Consider the following 25475-nt stretch of genomic DNA (forward strand, 5'->3'; position numbering starts at 1 on the left):
CGCGGGCTGGTGCCGCACGGCTTGGCGCGGCGCGGTACGGCGCGGCGCGGCGCGGTGCGGCGCGGCACGGCCCGGCACGGCTCAGCGCGGCACAGCCCTGCGCGCTTCGGCGCGCCGCGGTGCAGCGCAACGCCACGGCACGGCCGGGCTCGGCCCGAGCAGCCGGCCGTCAGCCGCCGCCCGTCAGCCGAACAGCCCCTCCCCCAGCACCGCGCCCTCCGGCGCCCCCGGCAGCACGTACGCCACCGCCGAGGCCGTGTGCTCCAGGAAGGCGTTCAGCGCGTCCCGCGCCGCCAGCCGGTTCTGCACCCGGGTGAACTGGGCCGGGTCCCGCATGAACGCGCAGAACAGCAGCCCCCGGTCCGTCGGCCCGTCGTCGTAGCTGTAGCCACGGCGCAGCATCCGGGCGCCGCCGTCCAGCCGGGGGCTGGAGAGGCGTACGTGGGCGGTGGCCGGGATGACGTACGAGCCGTCGTGGTTCTTCGCGTAGATGTCCGGCTCGTCGTGCTCCGCCGTGCCGGTGAGCGGGGCGCCGTCGCCCTCCCGGCGGCCCATCGCCTGCTCGCGCCGGTCCGCGGGGAGGGCGGCGAAGGCGGCGGTGTCCATCCGGATCCTCCGGTAGACCAGCACCGTGCCGTGCTCGTGGGGCCCTGGCGGTCCCCAGACCCACTGCCGGGCGGCCTCCTCGTCCGGGTTGGCCGTGCCGTCCTTGAAGCCGAACAGGTTCCGCGGCGTGGTGCCCGCGGGCGTCCGGGGCAGGAAGCCGGACTGCGTCCACCGCGCGGACGCCCCGGCCGCCGCAGCGGCCGCGCCCAGCTGCTCGGCGACCACCGCCAGCGGCCACCGGTCGGCCGCGCACAGCTGGACCAGCAGGTCACCGCCGCCCCGCGCCGGATCGAGCCGGTCCCCCGGAAAGGCGGGCAGCTCGGCCAGGACGGGCGCCGGAACGCTCAGCCCCAGCCGGGACGCGAGGCCCGGCCCGACCCCCACCAGGCTGCTCAGCCGGGCCGGTTCGCCGCCCCGCAGCCGCGGATCCGCCGAGCCGCCACCGGCCGCCTCGGCGAGCACCCGGGTCACCTCGGCGAGCAGGCCCCGCAGGGCCGCCCGGCCGTCCGAGGTCGCGGCGGGCGCGAGGTCGAAGGCGAGCAGCTGGGTGGCCGGCTGCTGCGGGGCCGTCACCCCGGCCTGCCGTACGCCGTGGAAGGGCACCTCCGGCTCGGCCGGCGGCGCCGCAGCGGCCCGTCCGCCCCCGCCTCCGCCGTCCCCGACGCGGACCAGGGCCGTGACGCCGGCGCCGACGCCCGCGCCGGCCCCGGCGGCCAGCGCCGCCCCGCCCGCCAGCAGGGCCCTGCGGCCCAGGCCGGCGCCGACAGCTCGTGGCCGGTCCTGCTCCTTTTCGGTTTCGGCATGCATGGCCGACATTGGAGACGATAGAACACGGATCATGCAACTTTTGACCACACGTCAATTCCGCTCCACCGCAAGGCGGCGCTGCCCGTCGGCGGCCCGCAGCCCGCTCCCCGCCCTGCTCACCACCGCCGCACTCGCCCTGGCCCTCGCCCTCTCCGGCTGTTCGTCGAGCGGTTCGACCTCGACCGACGCGAAACACCCGGACGGCACGGTGGTTCGGGTCCCGCAGGACTTCCCGACCATCCAGCAGGCCGTCGACGTGGCCCGGGAGGGCGACACCGTCCTGGTCGACCCGGGCACCTACCGGGAGAGCGTCCGGATCACCAAGCCCCGGATCGTGCTGCGCGGCACCGACCGCAACACCGTCGTCCTGGACGGCGGCGTGCGGCTCGTCAACGGCGTCACGGTGACCGGCGCGGGCTCGGTCGTCGAGAACCTCACGGTCCACGGCTACCTCGCCAACGGCGTGCTGTTCACCGGCGTCACCGACGAGAAGCTGCAGCAGCGCGGAGCCGGAGGCTCCGCCTACGACCCGCTGGACACCGCCCGCTTCCCCGTCGTCCAGGGCTTCCGCGCGACCAGGGTCACCGCCTACAACAACGGCCTGTACGGCATCTACGCCTTCGACGCCCGCGGCGGCGTCATCGAGGACTCGTACGCGTCCGGGCAGGCCGACTCCGGCATCTACGTCGGCCAGTGCAAGCCCTGCGACACCCTGGTGCGCGGCAACACCACCGAACGCAACGCCGTGGGCATCGAACTCACCAACGCCTCGGACGGGTTGACGATCGTCGGCAACCGCGTCAGCGGGAACCGGGTCGGCGTCACGGTCAACTCCAACGACCTGGAGGCCCTCGCCCCGCAGCACGGCGCCGTCATCGCGGGCAACGTCGTCACCGACAACAACGCCGCCGACACCCCCGAACAGGCCGACGGCGGCTTCGGCATCGGCATCGGCATCGGCGGCGGCACGGCGAACCTGGTGCAGCGCAACCTCGTTCAGGGCAACCGCGCCGTCGGCATCGTCATCACCGACCCGCCGGGCCACCCGGCGAGCGGGAACCGGGTCGAAGGCAACCGGGCCACCGGCAACGGCACCGACCTCGCCCTCGCCTCCGCCGACCCGGCCAACTGCTTCACCGGCAACCGGCCCACCGTACAGAGCCCGGAGGACCTGGAGACCGCGGCCGCCTGCCCGGCCGTCCAGGGCCGGGGCCCCGTGCCCGCGGGCCGCACCACCCCGGTCCAGGCCCCACCCGGCATCCCGTTCAGTCAGGTCCAGGCCCCGCCCGCGCAGCCCTCGCTCCCCGACCCGACCGCCCCGGCCCGCCCCGCCACCGGCCTCCCGGGCCCCGTCGACCCCGGCGCCTACCCCCTCCCGGAAACCCCCGACGCCCTGCCCAGGCCCTGACCGCTCCCGCACACCCCGCGCACACCGCAGGCGCGGCCCCCGCCGGCCGGCCGGGTGCGGGCGGGCCGTGCCCGGCCGGTGGCGCCGGGCACGGCCCCGACGGCCGGTCCGCCCCCGCTCGGCACAGCCGCCCCTGGGGCCGCTCGGCCGACGGGCCCCGTCAAGAGTTCGCAAACCCGCAGGACAGGACGGTGCAGTACCGGACGACCCCGACTTCCGTGCCGACACGGTCAGTTCAGGACACCCCGGGCAGTTCGGAATCCGCCCGAACAGCCCTCCGCGGACATGACATACTGCGTCGGTGACCGCAGCAGACCTGGCCGAGAAGCCACCCAAAAGCCGCCCGCGCCTGGGACGGAAGTTCACCCTGCTGTGGTCGGCCTCGGCGATCTCCTCGGTCGGCGACGGCATGCGGGACTCCGCCCTGCCGCTGCTCGCGGTGGCCGTCTCGGACTCCCCCAGCGCGGTCTCGGTGGTCTCCGTGGCCGGATCGCTGCCCTTCCTGCTGATGTCGCTGTACGGCGGCGTGCTCGCCGACCGCTCCGACCGGCGGCGGCTGATGTGGACCATCGACGCCCTGCGCGCCGCCGTCGTCCTCGGCTTCGCCTGCTGGGTCTTCCTCGCCCACCCGCCGCTGGCCGTGCTCGCCGCGCTCGCCTTCCTGCTCGGCTGCGGGGAGACGGTCTTCTCCAACGCCGCCACCTCCGCCGTCCCGGAACTCGTCCGCCCCGACCAACTCGACGCCGCCAACGGCCGGATGCAGGCCAACATGCTCGTCGGCGGGAACCTGATCGGCCCGCTGCTCGGCTCCGCGCTGTTCGCCGTGGCCGCCGGCTTCCCGTTCACCGTCGACGGCGTCTCCTTCGCCCTCGCCGCCGTCCTGGTCGCCGCGACCGGCCGCTCCACCGCCGCCCGCGCCACGACCTCCCGGCCGGTGCTCACCGAGATCCGCGAAGGCGTCACCTGGCTGCTCCGCCACCGCGAAGTGCGGATGCTCGCCGTGCTCTCCACCCTCGGCGCCCTGACCTGCTTCATGGGCACCACCATGATGGTCCTGATGGTCACCAGGGTCGTGCACGCCCCCGCCGCCTCCTACGGCATCGTCCTCGCGGCGGGCGCGATCGGCGGCACCGCCGCGAGCACCCTGGCCGGCCGGATCAGCCGCCTGCTCAGCCGCGGCACCCGGATCGCCGCCGCCTTCCTGCTGATGGGCGTCTCGCTGATCCTGATGGGGATGAGCACCTCGGTACTGGAGATCGCCGCCCTGTACGGCGTGATCGGCTTCGGCATCGTGACCTGGAACATCCAGGCGATCTCGCTGCGCCAGCAGGCCGTCCCGAAGGAACTCCTCGGCCGGGTCAACAGCTGCTACATGCTGCTGACCCGCCTCGGCATCATGACCGGCGCCGCCCTCAGCGGCTGGATCGCCTCCGTCGCCGGCATCCGCACCCCGCTCTTCCTCGGCGGCGGCCTGCTGCTCGTCCTCCTGGTCGCCGTCCTGGTGCTGCTGCCCCGGATGACGGCGATGGAGACCCCCAAGGCCGGGAGCACGGAGCCGGAGGTCACCGGCGCCGCCCCTGCCGCGCCCACCGCCGCTGCCACGCCCGCTTCGGAGAAGGGCGAGTAGTCCCCCGGCCGGACGGCGGTCGGCCACTCACCACCGATCGGTCGGACGTCGAGGCACTCTGACGCCCCGTCCGTCAGCGGGACCCCGGTCGCGCAGAGACCACCGGGCGTGCGCCGCAGGACAAGAAGGGCAGCCGGAACGCGCGGATGCTGGATCGGAACACCGGGAGCGCACCCGTCGCGGTGTCAGTTCCCGTCCCGACCAACGTCCTCAGGAAGGTACCGTGCTCAAGAAGACGTCCTCCGTGCTGCTGTCTATCTCCGCGGCCACCGCACTCCTCCTCCCCCTGGCGGGCACGGCGTCCGCCGCGACCGCCCCCGCCGCGCACCCGGCCGCGGTGAGCCAGGCCGCGCCCGCCGCGGCCAACCGCGCGGCGGTGAACTGGCCCGTCATCGACTGGGACATCACCGGCATCACCGCCGGCGGCGGCGAGCACGCGCGCCGCTACTGGAACCTGGTCGACGCGATCCACCGCTCCAGCTACGGCGAGCCGACCCACGTCGACAGCGGGGTCGTCCGCCAGACGACCCGGGACACCAACCAGCTGATCCAGGTGCGGGTGAGGAACCAGGGGTCGGACCTCGTCTCCGTCTACCTGTGGGCCGACAACCTCTACGTCGCGGGCTTCTACTCCCCGGCGGCCAACCAGCACTGGGCCTTCCAGGACGGCCGCCAGCAGCAGTTCCAGAACGACCTGGGCGTGCCGGTGCGCCTCATGCCGCGCAACGGCAGTTACCTCAGCCTCACCGGCGGAACCACGCGCGAGAACCTGTCCCTCGGCGCCGAGAACATCTTCAACGCCCTCCGCGACCTGTACAACCTCCGGGACTGGGACCCGACGCGCGCCGACCGGGGCATGCTGATGGCCATCACCATCTTCTCGGAAGCCGCCCGCTTCGGACCGATCTTCAACCGGGTCCACGGCAACATCAACGCGTGGAGCAGCAACCAGCTGAGCGTGGACTACCGCGACATGGAGAACCAGTGGGGCGCGCTCTCCCGCGCCGCCCACAGCTGGCACCAGGGCCAGCCGGCCTCGGTGCGGCTGATCGGCACCAACGTCACGAACTTCGACCAGCTGCGGCGCGTGGTCGGCTTCGTGGAGCTGCACGGTTCGGAAGCGCTGCTGTAGCGCGGCAGCGGGATCGGCCGACGGACCGGCAGCGGTGCCCCGCCCAGGCGATGGGCGGGGCACCGCTGCGCCGTCCACGCGCCCGCGGCTCGGTGGCCTACCGCCCGCCCAGGGCTCCGCCCGTGGCCGACCCGCGCAGGGACACCCCGAAGCGCGTCCGGAGCCGGTGCACCTCCCACCAGGCCACTGCGGTGACCGTCGCCGGCCCGCCGACGACCGAGCACAGCTGCACGGGCAACGGGCCGGGCGGCAGACCGCCGATCGCCAGTCCGATCGCGGCCAGCTCCCACACCAGCACCACGGTCAGCACGGGCGGGAACACCGCATGCACCCGGTCCATCGTGAAGGCCGTCCGGACCACCGTCGGCGAGGCGAACGCCACGAACATCAGCGCCCAGACCGGGACCGCCAGCGCCAGCATGTCGAACACCTGGCCCACCAGCAGGACCTGGACCGCCCCCTGCACCTGCTGGGCGAGCCACAGCAGCACCGGAACCGCCGTCCACACGCCCACGTACCGCAGCGCCATCAGCGCCGCCGGCCGCACCTGCGCCCGCATCGCGGGCCGCGCGGCCGGCCCGGCCAGCCGGAACAGCACCCCGACCACGACCGGCGCCGTCACCAGCACCAGCCACGGCGTGATCACCAGCCGCGTCTCCAGCTGATCGTTGGCCTGGCTCCAGTCGTCCGGCGACCCGTACACCGCCAGCAGCGTGAACCCCGCGGCGAGCGCCAGCCACCCCCGGATCCGCTGCACCCGCAGCACCACCCGATCGGTGATCCCCCGCGGCCCGGGCGCCACGAACACCCGCCGCGCCAGCCGCCGTGCCGAGCGCGCCATCGGGTAGAGCCCCAGGAACAGCAGGAACGGCCACAGGCAGAACAGCAGCGGCACCCACATCCAGCAGCCGACCGCCCGCCGCGCGGGCGCCAGCACCTCCCGCAGGGTGGGCCACTCCCCGTCGCCCCGGAACCGCTGCCACAGCGGAACGCCGCGCTGCGGCTGCCGCTGATACCCCTGCTGATATCCCGACCACGAGAAAGAGTCCTGATCCCCGTACGTCACGCCCCACCCCTCACCCGGTCCCTGCCCCCACCGGACATCCGGTCAACTCCGCAGCCCCGCACACTACTGCCGCCCACCTGCGCCCGCCTGTCCCTTTCCGTCCGCCCCGGACGACGAAGGCCGTCGACCTCCCCTCGGTGGGGCGAGTGGGCCGACGGCATTCAGACTGCAGGCCGATCAGCTGCCGGACGGAACCTCGGCCCTCTCGGCCTCGCGGAGCAGGGCGAGCAGGTTGAGGACGGTGCTCGTCGGAGCGTTGCCGAAGCGGACGAGGACACGGCCGTCCACGACACTGTCCGTGGTCGCGGACGGCCAGAGCAGGCCGAACTTCGCACCCAGCTCGCGGACTTCGGCGAGCAGGGAGGCGACCTGCGGCTCGGTGTACGTGCGGATCGACGGGTCGGCGGGGTCGATCGGACGGCGTCCGGCGCCGGTCACGCGGCGGCGTCCAACTCGAACCAGGTGGACTTGCCCGTTCTACGGGGCTCCGAGCCGAAGCGGTGGGTGAGCGACCGCACCAACTGCAGACCCCGGCCCGACAGGGCATGGAGGTCGGACCCCTCCCGCTGGACCGGCAGGACGGGGCTCGGATCACTGACGGAGACCCGCAGCACCCCGTCGATCGCCGTGATCACCACGAGCGGCGCCGGACTGCCCCGTGGCGCCAGGCATTGACGAACAGTTCGAGCAGCGCGAGCTCGGCGTCGCCCACCAGGTCGGGCCTCCACCCGGCGCGCGCCATCGCCCCGCGCAACTCCTCACGCGCGGCCGACCAGTCAGGGGGGATGTCGAGGGAGAACACGAAGCAACCTCCGTGAGGGGTGTAAGGGGATCATCCATCGCCGCACGCCGAGAGAAGACGGCCCAGAAGACGGCGAGATCACCGATCGATGCATACCCAGCGCATGCGACCGGCTACGCTCAGCATGGAGCCTATGCAGGACACTGCGCAAGTCACTCCAAGCAAATCGCATATATACAAATCGAACCTGAATTCGGCGGCCTGGAGTGCCAGTTATTGGTAGCGCCGCCGCCCATCGCACGGGCAGACTGGTCAACTGACAGCTCAGGAGGGGTCAACATGGCGATGTCGACCGTTCGCCGGCGGAGACTCGGTGGCGAACTGCGGAAGCTACGCGAGGAACGGAAGCTCACCGCCGAGGTGGTCGCAGAGGCCACGGGGATGAGTCAGCCCAAGCTGACCCGCATCGAGACCGCTCACACTGCGGCCAAGATCGAGGACGTCAACAAGCTCCTCGACTACTACGGATGCGACGACGAGGACTACCGGGCCGGGTTGATCGCGATCACCAAGGACGGGAGCAAACGCGGCTGGTGGCTCAGCTACCGCGATGTCATCAACGCCACCGCCAACGACCTCATCATCCTGGAAGCCGACGCCACCACCTACCGGACATACGAACCGGCCTTCATTCCCGGCCTCTTCCAGACCCCCGAATACGCACGCGTCATCATCGACCGCTTGCGCACCCGGTCAAGCGGAACCGTCGAAGACCTGGTCCAGGTCCGCATGGCGCGCCAATCCATCCTCACGCGCCCGAATCCCGTCCAGGTATGGGCTGTCGTCCACGAAGCCGCTCTCCGCGCGAACGCAAATCGCCCCGAGATCATGGTCCCGCAATTGGACAGGCTGCTGACACTCAGCACCCTGTCCAACATCAACATCCAAGTCATGCCCATCGGTGCGGCGGTCCACCCGGGAATGTACGGGGCGTTCACGCTCATGGGATTCCCTCAGCGGAAAGACCTCGATGTCGTCCTGGTCGAGGGGATGCTGAGCAGCCTGTGGGTCGAAGATCCAGCCGACGTGGAGCTCTGCCGGGCGAAGTTCCAAGAAATCACAGCAGAAGCCATGTCCGTCGACTCCTCGCTCGCCTTCATCACCGCACAGAGAGACAGGATCAAGTGACCCAGCCGACCTTCAAGAAATCCAGCTACAGCGGCGGAGACGACAACTGCGTCGAGGTGGCCCTCCCCGCCGGTCCGGTCTCCCACATCCGCGACTCGAAGGACCCCGACGGCCCGATCCTCACCTTCGACCGGGAAGCCCACACCACCTTCATCACCGCGGTCGCCGCCGGCGAATTCGACTTCGGCCTCCTCTGACCAGGCCGCAGCGCGGTGCCCCGCCCACACGGGCGGGGCACCGCACGCTCAATCGCCCCCGCGGACCGCCCGGCAGGCCCTCGCGATCACCCGATGAGCCGCCGCCCCGTAGACCGCGCTCTCCGCCAGTGCCTCCCAGGCCCGGACGTGCAGTGCCACGTCCGCCGGATCGTCCAGCCACATCTCCGCGTGCCAGGACTCGGTGATGACCAACGCGCCGTCATGGATCGAGAATCCGACCCCCGCGGGCACCTGCAGATCGGCCTCGAACGGCACGATCCCGAGCCGGACGTTGCCCCGCGCCAGCCGGGGAACCAGAGCCTCCAACTGGTCGACCAGAGCGCCCGGAGGACAGAGCCGGGAGACCAGGGCGCCTTCCCACACCAGGAAATGGAAGGACCGCTCCCGATCGTCAAGCGCCCTCTGCCGCTCCATCCGAGCCACCACTGCAGCCTCGACATCGCTGATCGACGGATGGATCCTGGTGTATCGCGTGAGAATCGCACGCGCGTGGTCGGCCGTCTGCAGCAGACCGGGAACCACGGTCGGATCGAACGACTGACGGTGCTTGGTCCTCTTCCCCAGCACAGCGTGCGCCTCCTGTACCGGCCTGACGCCGGCCGCAAGTTGGTTCTGCCACGAGTGGCTCCCGGAGGCCTGATCGCGCGACGTCTCACGCATCTTGTTTGTGGTCATGGCACAAGTGAACCCACTCGCGACGGCAAGTGGGACGGCTTCTGCAAGTCAGGCGTGGGCTCGCGGAGGCGCTGGGAGAATATTCGAGAATCAGCGCACACGCCCGGGAGATCGCACGGCATCCTGATGCTGCCTGACCGACTGCGAGGGGAGCGGCTGTGAGCCGACGACTGCGGTACATCGGAAGCACTTCGGACTTCGACGGGTGCCCGACGCTCTACGAAATCGAGGAGAGCGGAGAGGTGCTCGTACAGGGCGACCTGGTGACCAGCCCGGAGGAAATCGCCCAACTCCGCAACATCAAGCCCGGCGAGGGGTTCGTGACCGTACCCCGCACGCTGCTCGCCGACTTCGCACCGCGCGGCGTGAACCGGGAGCGCAAGCTGATCAGCTACGACGAGTTCGAGAAGATGTTCGTCAGCTTCGAGCACACCGCGTTCCGGCTGGAGACGCGTCGCCGGTACCGTTCCGACGAAGAAAGCGACTCCTACCAACGGTTCGTCGCCGGCCTGGACCCCGAATGGGACCTGGACCACCCCTGGTGCCGCTCGCGCCGCGAACAGTCGGCCCTGGGCAAGCGGTTCGAGCGCGTGCGAATCATGGACAACCCGCCCACCATGGGGCAGCGGTACCTCCTCAACAACTCCGTGCGGAACGGCATGGTTGGCGAGGACATCCGGTACCTCTGGCGTAGCGACGCCGAGCGACTGAGTCTGCCCGAAGAGGATGCCTGGCTGTTCGACTCGCGCGTCATCGCCATGCTGCACTTCGACGCCGACGACGGCATTGCCGAGATCGAGGTGATCACCGACCCGGTGCAGGTAGCCCGCGCCTGCCAGGTCCGTGATGCCGCCTGGCACTACGCCACGCCGCACCACGAGTTCAGCGCTGGGGTACCGTCCGCCATGTGAGTACCGACTTCCAGCAAGCCAGAATCGCCCTCGGCCAGCGGCTCCGTGAGCTGCGCACCGAGGGCGGTCTCACGGGAAGGCAACTGGCGGAGGACCTGGGCTGGACGCAGTCCAAGGTCAGTAAGCTGGAGACCGGTCGACAGACAGCCACTCCGGATGACCTCAAGGCCTGGGCTGAAGGGGTCGGCCAGCCCGATTCTGCGGGCGAGTTGGTGGCAAGGCTCAAGGCATTCGAGTCGGGGACCCGCTCCTGGCGACGGCGCCTGGCCGCCGGGCACAAACCCGTGCAGGACACCCTGACCGCTGAACACGAACGCTCGACTGTCATGCGCGCATGGCAGAACGCCGCGATCGTCGGTCTACTCCAGACTGCCGACTACGCCCGGCACATCTTCAGCGCGTACGTCGATCTCCGCCAGTCACCGCGCGACGTCGAGGACGCCGTACGAGCCCGCGTCCAACGGCAGGAGCTCCTGTATAAGCTGGGCCGGAAGTATCACATCCTCATGGGGGAATCCGTCCTTCGTACTCTGATCTGCCCGCCTGCCGTGCTGGCCGCGCAACTCGACCGACTCAGCGGCGTGATCGGCCTGGACACGGTCACCCTTGGCATCATCCCGTTCGAAGCTTCGCTCAGGTTGCCTCCTGCCAAAGCGTTCTGGATTCACGACGACAGACTCGTCATCGTCGAGGACTGGCACGCGGAGCTGTGGCTCGACCAGCCGGAAAACGTCACGCTCTATCGGCGCGTGTGGGACACCTTGGCCGGCTCGGCCGTCTACGGTGCGGATGCCCACAAGGTCATCGCCCGATGCCGCGGAGCTCTCGGATCCGTTTGAAGAATCTCCGCGAACCTTCGCCCGTCAGGGCCGGAATATCCGAGAATCACGCACCCGCCGGCGGCTCTCACCCGTCTAGCGTCTTCACCAGCACCCGTCATCCGAACGGGAGTTGGCGGAAGGATAATCGCATGGGCAAGCACGGCGGCGGTACCGGTGGCGGCAAGGGCGGCGGTCAGCAGGACGACAGCAACAAGGGCGCCGGGCACGGTGGTGGCGGATCCGACGAGGGCGGCAACACCAACGACGGCTCGTCCCCGGCGGGCGGCGGCAAGTGAGCGGTGGGATGCCCCCGGAGGCGGGCCCGCGCGGGCTCGCCTCCGTACTGCTGGCCGGCGGGGCGCTGTCCTCGGACTGGCTGCCCTCCTTCCACGCCGTACCCCGTGAACTCTTCGTCCCGGACCGGATCTGGCCGGGCGTCGCGGACGGTACGCGACAGCACCCGGCCCTGGACAAGTCCAAGGACCCCGTGGCGTGGCGCAGGGCCGTCTACTCGGACATCCCGCTGACCACGCAGTGGGACGACGGCGAGCACGAGGGCGACGGCCTCGGTTCGACCCCGACCTCGTCCAACTCCATGCCCACCATGGTCTTCTCGATGCTGCAGGACCTCGACGTCCGCCCCGGCGACCGGGTGCTGGAGGTCGGCGCCGGCACGGGCTGGAACGCCGGCCTGCTGGCGCACCGCCTGGGCGACCTGAACGTGGTGACCGTCGAGTACGACCCGCAGGTCGCCCGCGGTGCCCGCGAGAACCTCCGCCGCGCCGGTCTCGCTCCGACCGTCGTCGAGGGCGACGGACGGGCCGGGTGGCCGAAGGGCGCGCCGTACGACCGGATCATCGCCACCTGCTCGCTGCTGGAGATCCCCTCGGCGTGGCTGGAGCAGGCGGCCCCCGGCGCGGTCATCGTCGCGCCGTTCGGCACCGAGTACGGCGGCGAGCAGACGTCCGCCTGACGGTGAACGGCGACGGGACGAGCGCGAGCGGCCGGTTCACCCGCGGCTCCGCCTTCATGCGCCTGCGGCAGCACCGCACCGACCGACCGCCGTTCGAGGCCTACCTGCACGGGCGGCCCTGGCCGGCGGACGGGATCCGGAGCACCACCACCCTGCCCCCACCGCACACCGGCGGCTGGCTCGAACAGTTCGTCATCGGCGCGGCCGTCCCGGCAGCCTTCTGGCGGGCGGAGCGCTACGACGACGGCGCCTACACGCTCTGGCTCTACAGCCGCGACACCCGCTCCTGGGCCTCCGCCGACTACGAGCCGAACCGCACCGGCTACGAGGTGTACCAGTCCGGCCCCCGCAGGCTCTGGGACGAGGTGGAGGCCGCCTGGCGCTGGTGGGACGCCCGGGGCCGCCCCGTCCCCGACCGCTTCGGCCTCACCGTCACCCCGAACGCCGACAGCTCGAACGCCGACGCCCCGACCGCCCACACGCTCTGGCTCGGCACCCCGGACAACCCGGTGCCCCGCCGGTATTGAGCACGGACACAGAACGGGGCCCCGACCGCGGCTGCGGTCGGGGCCCTGGCGTTCGCACGGCGCGGGGCGCCGTGTCAGTAGTGGAAGCGGAGCCGGATCACCAGGCAGTCCCCGGGCAGGGTCTCCAGGTAGTCGTCCGCGAACCGGTAGTAGTCGCCGGACCTGCCGATCTTCCGGCCCCAGTGCTCGACGGTGCCGTCGATCCACTGACCGTCCAGGAGCAGCAGGTAGTTCGTCGGGACGACCCGTTCCGTCTCCCGACGGACGAACTCCGTCAGGCTGCCCCGGAAGTGGTGGAGGGGGTCCGTCAGGCGCGGGAACAGTCCGCAGACCTCCGGCGAGTCGTTGGCCGCCGCGATCAGCGGCTGCTCGTAGTAGTCGGCGCGGGCCCGGGCTACGGGGTAGCCGGCGAGGTCCTGCCGGGCGCGTTCGGCGAAGTCCTCGAAAGGAACGGCGGGCGGGAACCCTGCAGCGAACGCCTGCCACGCCTGCCAGCGCTCGGTGGCGCGGGCGGCCACGGGGGCGCGGGCGGCGTCGAAGTCGAGGAGGGCGCGCGGGCCTCCGTCCCACCGCGAAGGGGTGCGCTGCCGGACAGCGCCGTTCGGCAGGGTCGGATTGAAGATCAGCCGGGGGTCCGTCTCGTACGCGGGCGGGACGGGGAATCCGTCGCCGTCGTGCCCGCCGTAGATGTGCCAGGCGTCCCATTCGCCCTGCCAGGCGGGGCCCCCGGGTTGGGCCTCGTAGTCGTAGTCGTAGGGCGCCATGGCGGCCCCGATCGCCGCCATGACCTGGTCCGGCGGAGTCGGGGGGAGGCAGACGGTCAGGAGATCACGAGCCATGGTGCGCGCCTAGGGGGTGAGTGCGTGAGATCTGGGGCGAAGGGTACGCCGGGTGATCCTACTGACGCAGGTCGGGTGGGGAGGGGCGGGGGAAGACCGCCGCCCCCGCCCGGTCGCCCCCGGCGGCCGACCCGCACCGATGAGGTGGCGGGCCGGCCGCGGGGGCCGGGATCCGGCGGTTCAGCCGGTCCGGCTGCCGTGACGGCCTAGGCCATCGGCTGCGGCGGGGGAAGGATCAGCTCGCGTTCGCCGCCGAGGTCGAGCGGATCGAAGATGTTCTGCAGGGTCAGGTCGATGCCCTTCTCCCAGCCGTAGTCGTGGATGTCGTCCTTGGCCTGCATCGCCGTCAACGGCGCCGTGATGATGGTGAGCACCGGGATCCGGCCGAGGACCCCGAGACGGCCGCCCTTGGGCGCCTTCGGCTTCGGGGCCCCCGCGGGCGGCTTCGGCGGGGTGACGCTGACCTTCACCGAACGGTGGCTGTCGAACGACCTGTCCGCGGTGATGACCCGGACGTTCTGGTTCCCGGCGAAGTGGTCGGCGATCTGCTTGGCCTGGTCGGCGTCCTGCGCGACGAAGACGACGGTTCCGGCCTGAGCCTTCTTGTTGATGTCCAGCTTGTTGGTGATGGTCGTGATGCCGCCTTCGACGGTCTTCCCGCCGGTCGCGTCCACCGACTCGACGCCGACGATCTTGCCGTTGCGCCAGGTGACCTTGATGAAGTCGGAGGTGGTGCCGATCGGCACACTGTTCCCGTTCGCGTCCAGGATGGTGTTCTTCTGGATGATCGGGTTCTTCTCGTCCTGCATCAGGTACCGCACGCCGCTTCCCGTCTTCGACCCGTCGAACCAGTTGCCGGAGTCCTTCAGGTCGTCGTTCATGGCGTGGTAGGCGGCACGCTCGTTGTCATTGACGAAGTCCTCGGTGTCGGCCAGCACGTGCGGCACGCCGTAGCCGTCATAGATGACGTTCCTGCCGTCCTGGACGCCTTCGGTGTAGGCGTTCGACGGCCGGACGTGGTTGCCGACGCAGTCGTCCGCGTGCTCCCGGCAGTAGTTGCGCTCGTCCGGGTCGAACAGTCCGCTCGGGTCGCTGCGGTTGAGCGGGCTGCTGTGGGCGTAGGTGTAGCCGTTGAGCGACTGCGGGTCGTTCTCGGCGAAGACCGGGTCGATGCTGATGAACCGGCCCGTGGCGGGGTCGTAGTCACGGGCCCCGAGGTGGACGAGTCCGGTGGGCTCGTTGGTGCCGCCGACGAAGCCGCGGCTGCCCGCCCAGGTGGCCGGGGCCGCGCCGCGGGCCGCGCCGAACGGGGTGGTCCGCCGGACGCTTGCCGCCCCGGTGACGGCGTCGATGTTGAGCGTCGCCGTGCCGTGGTGGTCGCCGACCTGGAAGGTCACCTTGTTGTCGTCGGTGCGCAGCGCGGTCGCGCCGCCCAGCTGGTAGTAGCGGACCGCGGTGGGCTTGGCCGCGCCCTTGACCAGGGTGAGCTCGGTGTTGCCGAGGCTGAGGGTCCACTTCTCGCCGGTCGGGTCGGCCGTGTCGAGGTGGTGTGCGAGCAGGCGGTTGCCGACCGCGTCGTACAGGTAGTCGGTGGTCCTCGTGGTGGTGCCGGTGGTGCCGCCGACCGTGGTCTTCACGGTGTCGGTGACCTTGTCCAGCTTGCCTTCGGAGTTCCAGACGAGTGTCTGGTCGCTGGTCTGGTTGGCGGACGGCTTGAGGTGGCGGCCCACGGTGTTGCCGGACGCGTCGTAGTCGTACGACTCGACGGCCGGGGTGCCGACCGAGCCCACCGTCGTGCTGGTGCTGCCCAGGGCGTGCGGACGGGTGCCGGTCGCCGCCGGGTAGCCGTAGCCGGTCGTGGCGTCGAGGGTGGGGTTGCCCTTGGGGTCGTGCCGGGTCTCGCCGGCCCGGGTGCCGTTGGTGTTGTAGGTGTAGCTGGTCCAGTACGGGGCCGGGCCGCCGAGCGACGCGCCGTCCGGGGCCGACGGGCAGCCGGTCCCGGAGGGAGTGAACGCCTCGGTGAGGCGGACCTGGTAGTCGTACTGGAAGCACTGCCGGTCGACGCCCGCGGGCGTGCTGTCGGTCACCGAGGTGATGTTGCCGGCCTGGTCGTACGTGTAGGCGGCGGCCCGCAGGGCACCGGTGACGCCGTACTCGTCGGTGCGGCTGGAGGCCAGGCGCTGGGTGCCCCACTCGTAGGAGTTGGTGACGTAGACGTCCTTGCCCGGCGTGCCGGCGTTCAGGGTGGTCTGCAGCGGCTTGCCGGTCAGGCTGAAGGTCTGGCCGGTCTGGTAGCTGCTGAGGCCGGAGACCGCCGTCGCCCGGTGGAGCCGGTCGTAGGTGAAGGCCAGCGACTCGGCGGGGAGGTTGCCCGCGGCCGGATAGGACACGGTCTGCGGCAGGCCGTCGAGCCGGTAGATCGCGCCGGTGACGTAGGTGCCGGCGAGCGCCTCCTGCCCGGGTACGGACGGGATGGTGACCGTGGTCCGGGTCGGGCGGCCCAGCGGGTCGTAGAGCGAGTAGGCCGTCTTGTACTGGTAGGTGGTGCCGCCGACCGTGGCGTAGCGGGTGGTCGAGGAGAGCAGGCCCTTGTTGCCCGCCGGGTCCCACACCGTGGAGGTCATCAGCGGGCCGGTGGCGGAGCCGTCGTGGGTCTCCACCGGCCGGGACAGGTTGTCGTAGACGGTGGTGACGGTCTTGCCGCGGCCGTCGGTCGAGCTGACCATCTCCGCGCGGTCGTTGTAGACCTTGAGGGTGGTCCCGGAGTCCGGGTCGATGGTCTTGGTCTGCCGGCCGCGCTGGTCGTACAGCCAGGTCCACACCGTGCCGGCCGGGTCGGTCAGCTTGGTGAGGTGGCCGGCCGGGTCGTAGGAGTAGCTGGTGGCGTCGTAGCCGGTGAGGGTCCGGTCCTTGTACTGGCGGACCTCCGTGGTGTGCCCCGTGGCGTCCGCGATGGTCGTGGTCGGGATCGCCCCGTTGGGCGGGACGACGGTGACCCGGTCGCCGCCGTACTCGGTGGTCGTGGTCGACAGGGGGGTGCCGACGCCGTTCCCGGCGAGGACGGTGGACTTGATGACACGGCCGAGGCCGTCGTAGGTGTTGGCGGTCTGCGTCTCGACGCCGGTGGTGTCGTCGACGTTGCGCAGCGTCGTCGAGGGCGCCCCGGTGGCGTAGTACGGCGCGTAGGTGAGCGCGGCCCGGCCGTGCTCGTCGTAGAAGGTGTCGCTGAGGATGCGGCCGCCGTTGTCACCGGGTGCCTGGGTCTGGCGCACCCGGCCGAGGCCGTCGTACAGCGTGTACGCCGTGTCCTGGGAGCCGTCTGCGTTCAGGGTGAGCGTCGCGACCGAGACGATCTTGCCGTCGGCGATGTCGTAGGCGAACTGGTGGTTCGGCGACTGGCCGGTGCTCTTGGAGCGGTCGGGCAGCCAGACCTTCAGGATCCGGCCGAGGCCGTCGTACTGCAGGTCGGTGCGGCGGTTGTTGGCGTCGATCGTGTCGGCGGTCAGGCCGCGGGCGGGCTCGTAGTCGGTGGTGACGGTGTGCGCGGTGGCGCTGTTGCCGACGACGGAAGGGGCGCCGGTGGTCTTCGACTGCGTCGGTCGGCCGGTCGCCGGGGTGTAGCCCGTGGTGGTGGTCCGGGCGAGCGGGTTCGCCGTGCTGACCGGCGCGGTGGCCCCGGTGAGGTCGTAGACCGTGCTGACGGCGAGTTCGGTGCTGGTCAGGGTCCGGCCGTAGGCGTCGAAGGCCGCGGTGTTGCCGAGGTAGGTGGCGCTGTTGCCGGTGCGGGACTTGAGCGTCTCCGTCCGCGTGATGTCGCCCTTGGTGGGGGCGACGCCGTGGGCCTGGCCGTCGAAGCTCACCCGGGTGTCGGCCAGGACGGCCGAGGTGCCGTCGGGCTGGGTGTCCCGGTTGACGTTCGCCGAGCAGTTCGCGGCGACGGTCTCGGTGCGGACGGCGGCCAGGATCCAGGCCGACGCGTTGTCCGCGTAGGTGATCCGGGTGCACTTGTCGTCCGTGCCGTTCGCGACGTCACCGAGGTCCTCGGACTGGGTGGTGCGGCCGTAGTCGTCGACGGTGGTGTTGCTGCGCACCTCGCGCCAGGCGTTCCCGGCGCCCTTGTCCAGCGAGGTGAAGGAGCGCCGGACGGACGTACCGGTCAGGTTGGCCGTGGTGGTCCCCCAGTCGCGGACGCGCTTGGCGGTCTCCTTCTTCCACGGCGTGTTGACGTTCTTGCCCAGGACCTTGCCGCCCGGGCCGTCATACTGCTCGACCCGGTACTCGAAGCCGGCCCACGCGTTGTCGTCGGTGAGGGTGGTGCCCTGGCCGTCGTCGACCGTCACCGTGCGCTTGCGGGTCCGGTCCGCCGGGTCGGAGCGGTCGCCGTCCATGCCCCGCAGGAAGTAGTGGTCGGACTGGGTGGACATGCCGGTGACGCCGCCGGTCTCCACCCGGGTGCGGGCGTAGCCGCGCCACTGGGACCAGGTCTTGAGGTTCTCCCGGGTCAGGCCGTCCTCGTCGTCGTAGTGCCAGGCGGCGTCGCCGAGGTAGGTGTAGTGGGTGACCATGTCCGGCGCGCCGCCGGTGCGGTCGGTGGCGATGACCGACTCGACCACGTACTTGTTGAACCACTCGGTGGTCACCGGCACGTCGTTGGTCGGCTGGTACTGCTGCGGGAAGCAGCGGGTGGTGTTGGTCTGCGGGGTGGGCAGTGCGTTCCAGTCGCAGGCCGGCGCCGAGTAGTTGACGTCGATCTGGCCGCCGAGCTCGTCGGTGACGGTGCCCAGGCGCTGCTTGATGAACGGCATGCGGCCGTCACCGACCTTGTCGAGCCGGTTGGCCAGCTGCTTGTAGGCGAAGGTGGTCTTCGGCAGCGCGACGGAGGGGGTGGCGGAGGAGCCGGTGTGCTTGATCGAGTCCAGCAGGAGCTGGTAGTCGAAGTCGGCGGTGCCCCACTTGTGGGTCAGGTCCCAGGTGTCGACGGCGGCGTAGCTGCCGTCGACCTGCAGGGTCTTGGCGACGACCTGGGTGAGGCGGGTGCGGGTGAAGAAGGTCGGCGAGTACTGGCCGGTGCAGTCGGTGCCGTCCTTGCAGTTCTGGTCCCACGGGGTGTCGTACCAGTACTGGCGGTTGGCGTCGATCTTCGCCGGGTCGCAGAGCGTGGCGTCGGTCTCCAGGCAGCGCTCGGCGGTGCCGAACTCGACCCGGCCCATCGGCTTCACCGTGGCCGAGTAGAGGTCGCCCTGCTGCTGGCCGTACTCGATGTGGTCCAGCCGGCCGCCCCGGACGTACGGGGTGCGGTCCGAGGCCTTCAGGTTGCGGCCGTAGTTGTTGGTCTCGGGGGTGTACCAGTAGGTGATGTCGTTGCCGTGGGTGTCGACCACCAGGTCGAGGTTCCACCGCCAGCCCTGCTGGCACCAGGAGGACGCGAAGTCCGCCCCGTTGCACGGTTCTCCGGCGTTGTTGCCGAACACCGGGACGGTGTAGACGGACTTGGTCTCCGCCTTGCCCGCACTCCAGTTCGGCAGCCGGTTGTAGCCGAAGTAGTAGCTGGTGCCGTCGGTGGTGGTGGCGCGGAAGTACTCGCCGTCGTTGTCGCCGTTGCCGCGGTTGGTGTCGCGCAGCCTGGTGACCTTGGTGTTGTCGTCGCCCTCGATGCGCCACTCGTCGTTGGAGACCGGGATCAGCTCTCCGGAGTGGCCGGCGAAGCTGATGGTGGCGTTGTCGGTCGCCCAGCACTGGTCGCCGGACTCCGAGCCGTTGGTCTTCGGCACGCCGTCGTCGGCGCAGGGCTTGTAGCCGCGTTCCACGAAGCCGGGCGAGAGGTCGAAGCCGTCGCCGACCCAGGAGGCCTGGTTGTTGCTGTTCGCGGTGCGCCCGTCGATCCGGCCGGAGTTGTACGACAGGCCGAGCTTGGGGGTCAGCCCGCCCGGCATCGGAGTGAGAGGCATGTCGTACGACCAGCTGAACGAGCCGCTGTTCAGCCCGGTCGACCAGGTCGACGCCGAGGACAACGGCGTGGCCTTGTAGTCGCCGCTGGGCCCGGCCGTTCCGGTGGTGGCGGCGACGACCATCGCGCCCGGCGCGGCCGCCAGGCGCATCGACCCGGCCGGGGCCGTGGTGAGGGCGTCCGCGGCCACCGTCTGGTGCTCGACGTCGTTGCCGCCCGGCAGCGGGGTCTGCACCCGGCACTCGGGCCGCTCGGGGGTGGTCAGCGCGCACTCGGGCAGGCGGACCAGCTTCAGGCGCGAGCCGAAGCCGGAGCCCGCCGCCTGCGCGAAGGATGAGTAGTCGACGGCGAGCCCGCTGTTCTCGTCCGCGCCGGAGACGGTCAGCAGCAGGCCGTTGACCCCGGCTTTGGCGGCGGCGTCCTGGCCGAGCAGTTCGACCTTCGCCTTGCCCGCCGCGCCGGCGGAGGAGACGGCGACCGGAAGCTGTCCGGCCTTGACCGCCCTGCCCTTCTCGCCGGGCACGTCGACGGTGGCACTGCCCGCGCCGGGCAGGGCGCCGTGCTTGCCGTCCGTCTTGCTGACGGTGGTGTCGGCCTTGCGGCCCTTGGCCTTGGCGTCCGAGCCCTTGACCGGCTTCTCGGGTGAGACCGCCGAGGGCTTGGTGTACGGTTCGGCGGCCGACGCGACGGCGGCCAGCGGCAGTGCCGGCAGCAGCGACCCGACCAGGGTGCCCGCGATGACCGCGGACACTCTGGTGCGGGCCGGCAGCCGCAGCACCGACCTCTTCCTGCTCATGGGTGGAACAACTCCTCGAAGGGGAAAGGGATGGGAAGACCGCGGGCCGGGCGGCAGGAAGCCGCCCGGCCCGCGGAGGTTGGGGGATCAGACGCCGGTGGCGGTGGCCAGCTCGACGTTGTAGTCGGCGAGTTTGGCGATCTGCGCCGGGCTCAGCACGCCCTGGTACAGCCAGACGTCGTCCAGCTCACCGGAGAAGTACTCGCCCCAGGCCCCGGCCGCCCGGTTCCGGCCGAACTGCACGCCCCCGGTCGCCTCGTAGGGCTGCGGGGCGCCGGTCGAGGAGACGTGCGGGACGCAGCCGGAAGCGCCGTCCGGGCAACCCTGGTTCTCGGGCTGGCCGTTGACGTACAGCACCAGTCGATCCGCGAAGGCGTCGTAACTGACCGCCAGGTGCGTCCAGTTCTCGAGGACGGAGGTGGCCGTGGTGTGCGCCGTGAGGGTGCGCACCGCGCCGTTGGCGTCGGAGTCGCGCACCTCGGCCTGCCACTGGCCGGTGGGCTGGCCGGTGGCGTCGTTGCCCAGGGCGTGCCAGCGCAGGGTGACCGCGCTGTTCCCGGAGCCGGCCACGGACAGGACCGTCATGTCCCGGGTCGGGACGCCCGCGGTGTTCGCCCAGCCGGCCAGGGTGAAGCTCTGGCCGGTGTGCAGTGGGGTCGAGGCGGTGGCGGCGTAGCCGGTGGAGCCGTCCAGCAGCAGGGTGCCCGGGGTGGGCAGCAGGCCGCCGTCGGCCTTGATCGAGGCGCCGCCGCCGAGCTGGGCACCGGCCTTGGCCGGGCCCTCGTCGGGGGTGACGGCCGGGGTGCCGGTGGCCGAGGAGAGCTTCCAGCGGCCGGCCAGCTGCGGGCGCTGCTGCACCATCGCGGTGGCCTCCGGACCGGTGACGACGCGGTCGTAGAGCCGCACGTCGTCGATGTCGCCGCCGAAGAACTCGGCGTTGACGCCCTCGCGGTTGACCGCGCCGATCTGCACCGGGCCGGGGTTGGCCCACGGCGCGTTCTGGGTGTAGTCGGACTCGCCGACCAGGTAGCCGTTGATGTACAGGCGCAGCTTCTTGGCGGCGGTGTCGGACACGCCCAGGAGGTGGGTCCACTCACCGGTGGTGCCGGCGAAGCACGGCACGCCGTTCACCTGGGTGTTCGGGGTGCAGTCGGGCTGCCAGGTCCGCACCAGGGTGTCGGTGGAGGTGTCCTCCTTGTAGCGGCCGAAGATCCAGCGCTTCCAGTAGGGCGAGTAGTACAGCGAGAACTCGTTGTTGTGCTGGCCGTTCTGGGTGACCGCCATCTTCGGGTTGGTGTCGCCGGCGGCGGGCGCCGGCAGCTTGACCCAGGCGGAGACGGAGAAGTCCCGGCTGCCGTCCACCTGCGGGCGGGTGCCCCGCAGGTAGTCGTCCACGCCGTCCAGGTGGACCGCCTTGTCGGCGATGCCCGGCCGGCCGAGGGCGACACCGTTGTTGGCGGTCAGGTTGTCCGTCTCGGTGGTGCCGACCGGCTTGGCGCCGGTGCCGTCCAGGTGCCAGACGGCCTTGGCCGGGCGGCCGGTGGCGAGCTGCCTGTCGGCGGCGACATCAGCGGCCTCGGCCTTGCTCAGGTTGCGGTCCCAGAGCCGGACCTCGTCGATCGAGCCCTTCCACGGGTCGGTCATGTTGCCGTGCCACTTGGAGCGGCCGAACTCCAGCTGGCCGCGCGCGTCCCAGGCGGCGGTGACGGGCACGGGGGTGCCCGGCACGCCGTTGACGTACAGCGTCGTGGTCTTGGCCGCCGGGTCGTAGACGCCCGTCAGGTGGGTCCAGGAGCCGAGCACGACGGGGGTGTCCGAGCTGGCCACCTCGAGGGTGTAGACGGCGTTGGTGTCCTGGCTGGAGGTCCACATCGCCCACTTGCCGTTCATCAGGCCGAGGGCGAAGCGGGCGGCCCAGGTGCCGTTCTCACTGACCGCGACCCGGTTGCGGGTGGTGTCGCCGGTGAGGTTGACCCAGGCGGAGACGGTGAAGCCACGCGTGGTGTCCAGCACGCCGCCCTGGGTCTCGCCGTAGCCGCTGGGGGTCCCGTCCAGGGCGATGGCCTCACCGAGGTGGCCGGGCGCGCCCGGGGTGGCGCCGGAGGCGAGGGTGGCCTCGAAGTCGCCGCCGGTGCCGGTGACGCTGGTGCCGCTCGGGTCGTCCATCGCCCAGCCGGCGCGCTGGGTCTGCCCGGCGAGCACGTTGAAGTAGTACGTCTCGGGCTGCGAGGCGTTGCCGGCGCCGTCGATCGCCTTGGCGGAGAAGATGTGCACCCCGGGGGTCTGCGGCTGGATGCGCACGGTCTGCGCGGCGCCGCCGCTGGTCGGCACGTCGGTCAGCCCCGAACCGTCCAGGGCCCACTGGTACTTGACCACGTCGGTGGCGGCCGACTTGAGGGTGAACAGGCCGCTCTTGCCCACGCCATCGGTCCACGGCAGCGCCGCGGTGGCGTCCTTGGAGCCCGGGTAGACGTCCGAGGTGATCGTCGGGCCGTCGGGCGCGGAGGTGTCGACGGTGAAGTAGCAGCCGGTCGGGTCGCCGTCGGAGGACCACGGCCCCCACTGCGCGCCGTCCCAGGCGCGGGCCTCCCAGTCGAGCTGGGTGTTCTGCGGCAGGGAGGTCGGCAGCGGCCAGGAGAACATCGAGCCGGAACCCTTGAAGGTGTTGCCCGCCGGGGCGGCGTCCTCCGAACCGGTGGACCACCAGCGTCGGCGCAGGCCGGTGCCGTCGTCCCAGGCGACCGCGAACTGTACGCCGATCGCCTCGCCGTCCGGGTCACTGGCCCGGGCGGTGACCTGCGGCATCTTGTTGATCCTGATGCCCGGGTACTGGCAGACCGAGCCGGGCGACATCGTCAGGTCGGCCATCGGGATCTGGTTGGGGCGCAGGTTGTAGTACACCGTCAGGTAGGCGTCGTCGGTGAAGCGCTTCCAGGCGAGGGTGTCGCCCTCGTTCTGGGCCTTCAGACCGAAGGTGATGGTCGGCCAGCCCCAGTTGGCGGCGTCCTGGACGAGGTTGCGCACCGCGCCGTCCTCGCCGTACTCCAGCCAGCCGCCGGGGCAGCTTCCGCTCCAGCCCTTGGCGGTGTTGATGGTCTGCAGGTAGCGGCTCCAGAAGCCGGAGGCGTTCTGGGCGTTCCAGTTCAGGCCCGGGGAGATGTAGCCGGTGCTCCACAGTTCGACGGGCCGGGCGTCGCAGGAGTACGACCAGCTCTCATAGGTGCCGAAGGTGGCGGCGAGCACCTGCTTGCCGACGAACGGGTTCGACATCTGGAAGAACGCCCGCTTCACGTCGGTCGGCGCGCACCGCGAGGTGTCGCCGCAGTAGCCGACGCCCCAGTCGTGGACGTAGGTGCTGTTGTACGTGAAGTGCCAGTACGCCTGGTTGGGGTAGGTGCGCGAGACACCGGCCCAGTCGCCCGCGTGCGGGGTGTTCCACGCCGGGTCGATCATCACCGGGTAGACCGTGTCCGGGGCGGCCAGCATGCCCTGGTCGGGCGAGAGCAGCAGGCCGTCCTTGGGCAGCTCGACCTTGAGGCGGGCCATCTTGGCGCCCTCGCCGGGCAGATCTCCGTAGCCGGCGGCGGGGTCGGGGGCACCCTGGCCGACGGGGGCGCCCTGCGCGGGCGCGGCGGCGGGGGCCTCCGCCTGCGGGGCGGCCTGCGGGGCGGACTTGGGGGCCTTCGCCGCGACGGCGGGGGCGCTGGGCGCCAAGGCGGGGCTGCTCGGCGCCGGCGCGGCCGGATCGCTCGGTGCGGCCGGCTTGGAGGAGTCCCACATCACCGGGACGGGCGCCTCGAAGACGGTGCCGCCGCCGGAGGTGTCCTTGGCTTTGAGGGTGCCGTCCGGCTCCTGACTGATCGTCAGTCCATTGCCCTGGAGGCCGAGCCGGAGCTGGTCGAGCTCCGGGTTCTTCGCAGCCGCGGCCGTGTGCACCACGATGACCTGGGTGAACCCGGTCTTGGTGGCGGACAGCCGCAGGTCCACGTCCGGCAGGATCGACGGGTACTCGGCGGTCGCGCCGTTCACCGTCGGCTTGGGCAGCGGCTTCGGCCAGCTGAGCTTCAGCTCCTTGCCGGCCCGGGTCATGGTGACCAGCGGCGCGCTGCCGCCCCCGGAGAACCGCAGGTCGGCGGTGGAGCCCTTGGGGGCGACGGCGCCGCCGGGCAGCGTCTGCAGCGTCGGGTCGAGGTCCACCCAGGCGCCGTTCTTGCGCACCCGCTTGGGCTGGACGTAGGTGGTGGTCTTCAGCTTGCCGTCGGGCTGGGCGACGGTGTCACTCGTCTCGCTGCGCTTGGCGACCACCTCGACCGGCTTGCCCGAACGCGCGGCCTCCCGGACCGCCTGGGTCTCGGTGGTGTCCTGCGACCCGGCAGCGCCGGGCGGAGGCGCTCCGCCGGGTGTGGCGGCGGCCGGCACCACCGCGGTCGCGGCCAGCGCGACCGCGGCGAGGGCCGCGGCGAGCAGACTGCCCGACCGTCTTGCTGCTGTTCTCACTGTGCGTGGGCTCCGACTTCCGATATGTGAGCGAAGTTTGGAGCGGATCTTCATGGAAATTTAAAACAACTGTCAATTGGCCCCTCAGGAAAGAGGGCCTCCCTACGGCCTGTCGCCCGGTATCCGAACCGGCATCAGGGCAGGTAAAAACGGATGAACCACCCCATGGAATGTGAGGGAGATCACGGCACCGAACGCGGAACCGACCGGGCCGGGAGGCCGCCGTTCGAAGCATCAGTGCTGGTCAGCAATGGTGCACCGAACGGGGGCGGCCAGGCAGCCGGGCACCCCGCCCCGAACCGACCGGGCGGTCGGTCAACTTCGCGACGTGGAAAGGTAGTTATCGCTTCGAAAGTGCATTTCACCGGGAAAGAAAGAGACTTGCTCGGAGAATTCCCCGGCCTCGACGGAAAGAACCGGCACCTGAAGGCAACTGACGTCCAATCACTGCCCGAAGGTCTCACCGGGCCGGGCCGTCCGCCGGCGGCCCGGCCCGGCGCTCCGAGGCCGGAGCCGCGGAGTCCCGGAGGTGCCCGGCGGTCGAGGGCGCCGCTCACCGCCCCCGCGACCGACCGTGCGGCGGTCGTCTGCCCCGTTCCGTCCGGTTCATTCACTGCCCGTGCGATGTGCTCGGCCGGACGCGGCGAAGGCCGTCGCCCCGCCCGCCCGAGGGGGCGAGTGGGGCGACGGCCTTC

The 25475-nt window shown here is 71.3% G+C and carries 19 protein-coding genes; 10 read left to right on the forward strand and 9 right to left on the reverse strand.

The window, feature by feature from the left end; genetic code table 11:
- Positions 1 to 183 precede the first annotated feature (183 nt).
- On the reverse strand, positions 184 to 1413 hold the full coding sequence (locus tag ACZ6Y7_RS35840; protein ID WP_465762146.1) for a Dyp-type peroxidase: 1230 nt from the start codon (positions 1411 to 1413) through the stop codon (positions 184 to 186).
- A 40-nt stretch (positions 1414 to 1453) separates the two neighbouring features.
- Between ACZ6Y7_RS35840 and ACZ6Y7_RS35845 the strand changes: the two genes are divergently transcribed.
- The 3 genes from ACZ6Y7_RS35845 (at position 1454) to ACZ6Y7_RS35855 (ending at position 5580) form a co-directional block, all read left to right on the forward strand.
- On the forward strand, positions 1454 to 2821 hold the full coding sequence (locus ACZ6Y7_RS35845; RefSeq protein WP_465762147.1) for a right-handed parallel beta-helix repeat-containing protein: 1368 nt from the start codon (positions 1454 to 1456) through the stop codon (positions 2819 to 2821).
- Positions 2822 to 3122: 301 nt separating this feature from the next.
- On the forward strand, positions 3123 to 4448 hold the full coding sequence (locus ACZ6Y7_RS35850) for an MFS transporter (RefSeq protein ID WP_465762148.1): 1326 nt from the start codon (positions 3123 to 3125) through the stop codon (positions 4446 to 4448).
- 223 nt (positions 4449 to 4671) lie between these two features.
- Positions 4672 to 5580 carry a ribosome-inactivating family protein gene (locus tag ACZ6Y7_RS35855; protein ID WP_465762149.1) on the forward strand — a complete coding sequence of 303 codons (909 nt, stop codon included), beginning with the start codon at positions 4672 to 4674 and terminating at the stop codon, positions 5578 to 5580.
- A 97-nt stretch (positions 5581 to 5677) separates the two neighbouring features.
- Here the strand turns inward: ACZ6Y7_RS35855 and ACZ6Y7_RS35860 are convergent, their stop codons facing one another.
- The 4 genes from ACZ6Y7_RS35860 to ACZ6Y7_RS35875 all read right to left on the reverse strand — a co-directional run bounded on the left by ACZ6Y7_RS35860 (position 5678) and on the right by ACZ6Y7_RS35875 (position 7448).
- Positions 5678 to 6646, reverse strand: a complete 969-nt coding sequence (locus ACZ6Y7_RS35860) for a hypothetical protein (protein WP_465762150.1) — start codon at positions 6644 to 6646, stop codon at positions 5678 to 5680.
- Positions 6647 to 6823: 177 nt separating this feature from the next.
- Positions 6824 to 7084, reverse strand: a complete 261-nt coding sequence (locus tag ACZ6Y7_RS35865; RefSeq protein ID WP_465762151.1) for a hypothetical protein — start codon at positions 7082 to 7084, stop codon at positions 6824 to 6826.
- Positions 7081 to 7284 (reverse strand): ATP-binding protein, encoded by a 204-nt coding sequence (locus tag ACZ6Y7_RS35870; protein ID WP_465762152.1) that lies wholly within the window; start codon positions 7282 to 7284, stop codon positions 7081 to 7083. Before ACZ6Y7_RS35870 ends, ACZ6Y7_RS35865 begins: the two co-directional genes overlap by 4 nt.
- Complete coding sequence (locus ACZ6Y7_RS35875; protein WP_465762153.1) at positions 7278 to 7448, reverse strand: hypothetical protein; 171 nt, start codon at positions 7446 to 7448, stop codon at positions 7278 to 7280. Before ACZ6Y7_RS35875 ends, ACZ6Y7_RS35870 begins: the two co-directional genes overlap by 7 nt.
- A 279-nt stretch (positions 7449 to 7727) precedes the next feature.
- On the opposite strand from ACZ6Y7_RS35875, the gene ACZ6Y7_RS35880 reads away from it, so the two are divergent.
- Both ACZ6Y7_RS35880 and ACZ6Y7_RS35885 read left to right on the forward strand, forming a co-directional pair.
- Positions 7728 to 8576 carry a helix-turn-helix domain-containing protein gene (locus ACZ6Y7_RS35880; RefSeq protein ID WP_465762154.1) on the forward strand — a complete coding sequence of 283 codons (849 nt, stop codon included), beginning with the start codon at positions 7728 to 7730 and terminating at the stop codon, positions 8574 to 8576.
- Positions 8573 to 8773, forward strand: a complete 201-nt coding sequence (locus ACZ6Y7_RS35885) for a DUF397 domain-containing protein (protein WP_465762155.1) — start codon at positions 8573 to 8575, stop codon at positions 8771 to 8773. The genes ACZ6Y7_RS35880 and ACZ6Y7_RS35885 overlap by 4 nt, the downstream gene beginning before the upstream one ends.
- 48 nt (positions 8774 to 8821) lie before the next feature.
- Here ACZ6Y7_RS35885 and ACZ6Y7_RS35890 read toward each other — a convergent pair whose 3' ends face one another.
- On the reverse strand, positions 8822 to 9469 hold the full coding sequence (locus ACZ6Y7_RS35890) for a DUF5753 domain-containing protein (RefSeq protein ID WP_465762156.1): 648 nt from the start codon (positions 9467 to 9469) through the stop codon (positions 8822 to 8824).
- Between the two features lie 158 nt (positions 9470 to 9627).
- Here ACZ6Y7_RS35890 and ACZ6Y7_RS35895 point away from each other — a divergent pair, with 158 nt between their 5' ends.
- From ACZ6Y7_RS35895 to ACZ6Y7_RS35915, 5 genes are all read left to right on the forward strand, one after another.
- Positions 9628 to 10380 carry a DUF6879 family protein gene (locus ACZ6Y7_RS35895; protein ID WP_465762157.1) on the forward strand — a complete coding sequence of 251 codons (753 nt, stop codon included), beginning with the start codon at positions 9628 to 9630 and terminating at the stop codon, positions 10378 to 10380.
- Positions 10377 to 11219, forward strand: coding sequence for a helix-turn-helix domain-containing protein (locus ACZ6Y7_RS35900; RefSeq protein ID WP_465762158.1), 843 nt, complete (start codon positions 10377 to 10379; stop codon positions 11217 to 11219). Before ACZ6Y7_RS35895 ends, ACZ6Y7_RS35900 begins: the two co-directional genes overlap by 4 nt.
- A 131-nt stretch (positions 11220 to 11350) precedes the next feature.
- Positions 11351 to 11497, forward strand: coding sequence for a hypothetical protein (locus tag ACZ6Y7_RS35905; RefSeq protein WP_465762159.1), 147 nt, complete (start codon positions 11351 to 11353; stop codon positions 11495 to 11497).
- Between the two features lie 8 nt (positions 11498 to 11505).
- Positions 11506 to 12174, forward strand: a complete 669-nt coding sequence (locus ACZ6Y7_RS35910; RefSeq protein ID WP_465762160.1) for a methyltransferase domain-containing protein — start codon at positions 11506 to 11508, stop codon at positions 12172 to 12174.
- A 56-nt stretch (positions 12175 to 12230) separates the two neighbouring features.
- Complete coding sequence (locus tag ACZ6Y7_RS35915) at positions 12231 to 12701, forward strand: hypothetical protein (protein WP_465762161.1); 471 nt, start codon at positions 12231 to 12233, stop codon at positions 12699 to 12701.
- Positions 12702 to 12775: 74 nt separating this feature from the next.
- Here the strand turns inward: ACZ6Y7_RS35915 and ACZ6Y7_RS35920 are convergent, their stop codons facing one another.
- The 3 genes from ACZ6Y7_RS35920 to ACZ6Y7_RS35930 all read right to left on the reverse strand — a co-directional run bounded on the left by ACZ6Y7_RS35920 (position 12776) and on the right by ACZ6Y7_RS35930 (position 24780).
- Positions 12776 to 13540: a hypothetical protein gene (locus ACZ6Y7_RS35920; RefSeq protein ID WP_465762162.1), complete on the reverse strand. Its 765-nt coding sequence runs from the start codon at positions 13538 to 13540 to the stop codon at positions 12776 to 12778.
- Positions 13541 to 13746: 206 nt separating this feature from the next.
- Positions 13747 to 20283: an RHS repeat domain-containing protein gene (locus tag ACZ6Y7_RS35925; protein ID WP_465762163.1), complete on the reverse strand. Its 6537-nt coding sequence runs from the start codon at positions 20281 to 20283 to the stop codon at positions 13747 to 13749.
- 87 nt (positions 20284 to 20370) lie between these two features.
- The gene (locus ACZ6Y7_RS35930; RefSeq protein ID WP_465762164.1) at positions 20371 to 24780 is read right to left on the reverse strand and encodes a LamG-like jellyroll fold domain-containing protein; all 4410 of its coding nucleotides are present in this window, start codon (positions 24778 to 24780) and stop codon (positions 20371 to 20373) included.
- Positions 24781 to 25475 lie beyond the last annotated feature (695 nt).

The organism is Kitasatospora sp. NPDC053308 (assembly GCF_055585785.1).

What these genes read in the sequence shown, in the direction of transcription:
- ACZ6Y7_RS35840 (WP_465762146.1), bottom strand. Translation starts at nt 1,413, where the DNA reads ATGCATGCCGAAACCGAAAAGGAGCAGGACCGGCCACGAGCTGTCGGC.
- ACZ6Y7_RS35880 (WP_465762154.1), top strand. Translation starts at nt 7,728, where the DNA reads ATGGCGATGTCGACCGTTCGCCGGCGGAGACTCGGTGGCGAACTGCGG.
- ACZ6Y7_RS35890 (WP_465762156.1), bottom strand. Translation starts at nt 9,469, where the DNA reads ATGACCACAAACAAGATGCGTGAGACGTCGCGCGATCAGGCCTCCGGG.
- ACZ6Y7_RS35905 (WP_465762159.1), top strand. Translation starts at nt 11,351, where the DNA reads ATGGGCAAGCACGGCGGCGGTACCGGTGGCGGCAAGGGCGGCGGTCAG.
- ACZ6Y7_RS35910 (WP_465762160.1), top strand. Translation starts at nt 11,506, where the DNA reads ATGCCCCCGGAGGCGGGCCCGCGCGGGCTCGCCTCCGTACTGCTGGCC.
- ACZ6Y7_RS35915 (WP_465762161.1), top strand. Translation starts at nt 12,231, where the DNA reads ATGCGCCTGCGGCAGCACCGCACCGACCGACCGCCGTTCGAGGCCTAC.
- ACZ6Y7_RS35920 (WP_465762162.1), bottom strand. Translation starts at nt 13,540, where the DNA reads ATGGCTCGTGATCTCCTGACCGTCTGCCTCCCCCCGACTCCGCCGGAC.
- ACZ6Y7_RS35925 (WP_465762163.1), bottom strand. Translation starts at nt 20,283, where the DNA reads ATGAGCAGGAAGAGGTCGGTGCTGCGGCTGCCGGCCCGCACCAGAGTG.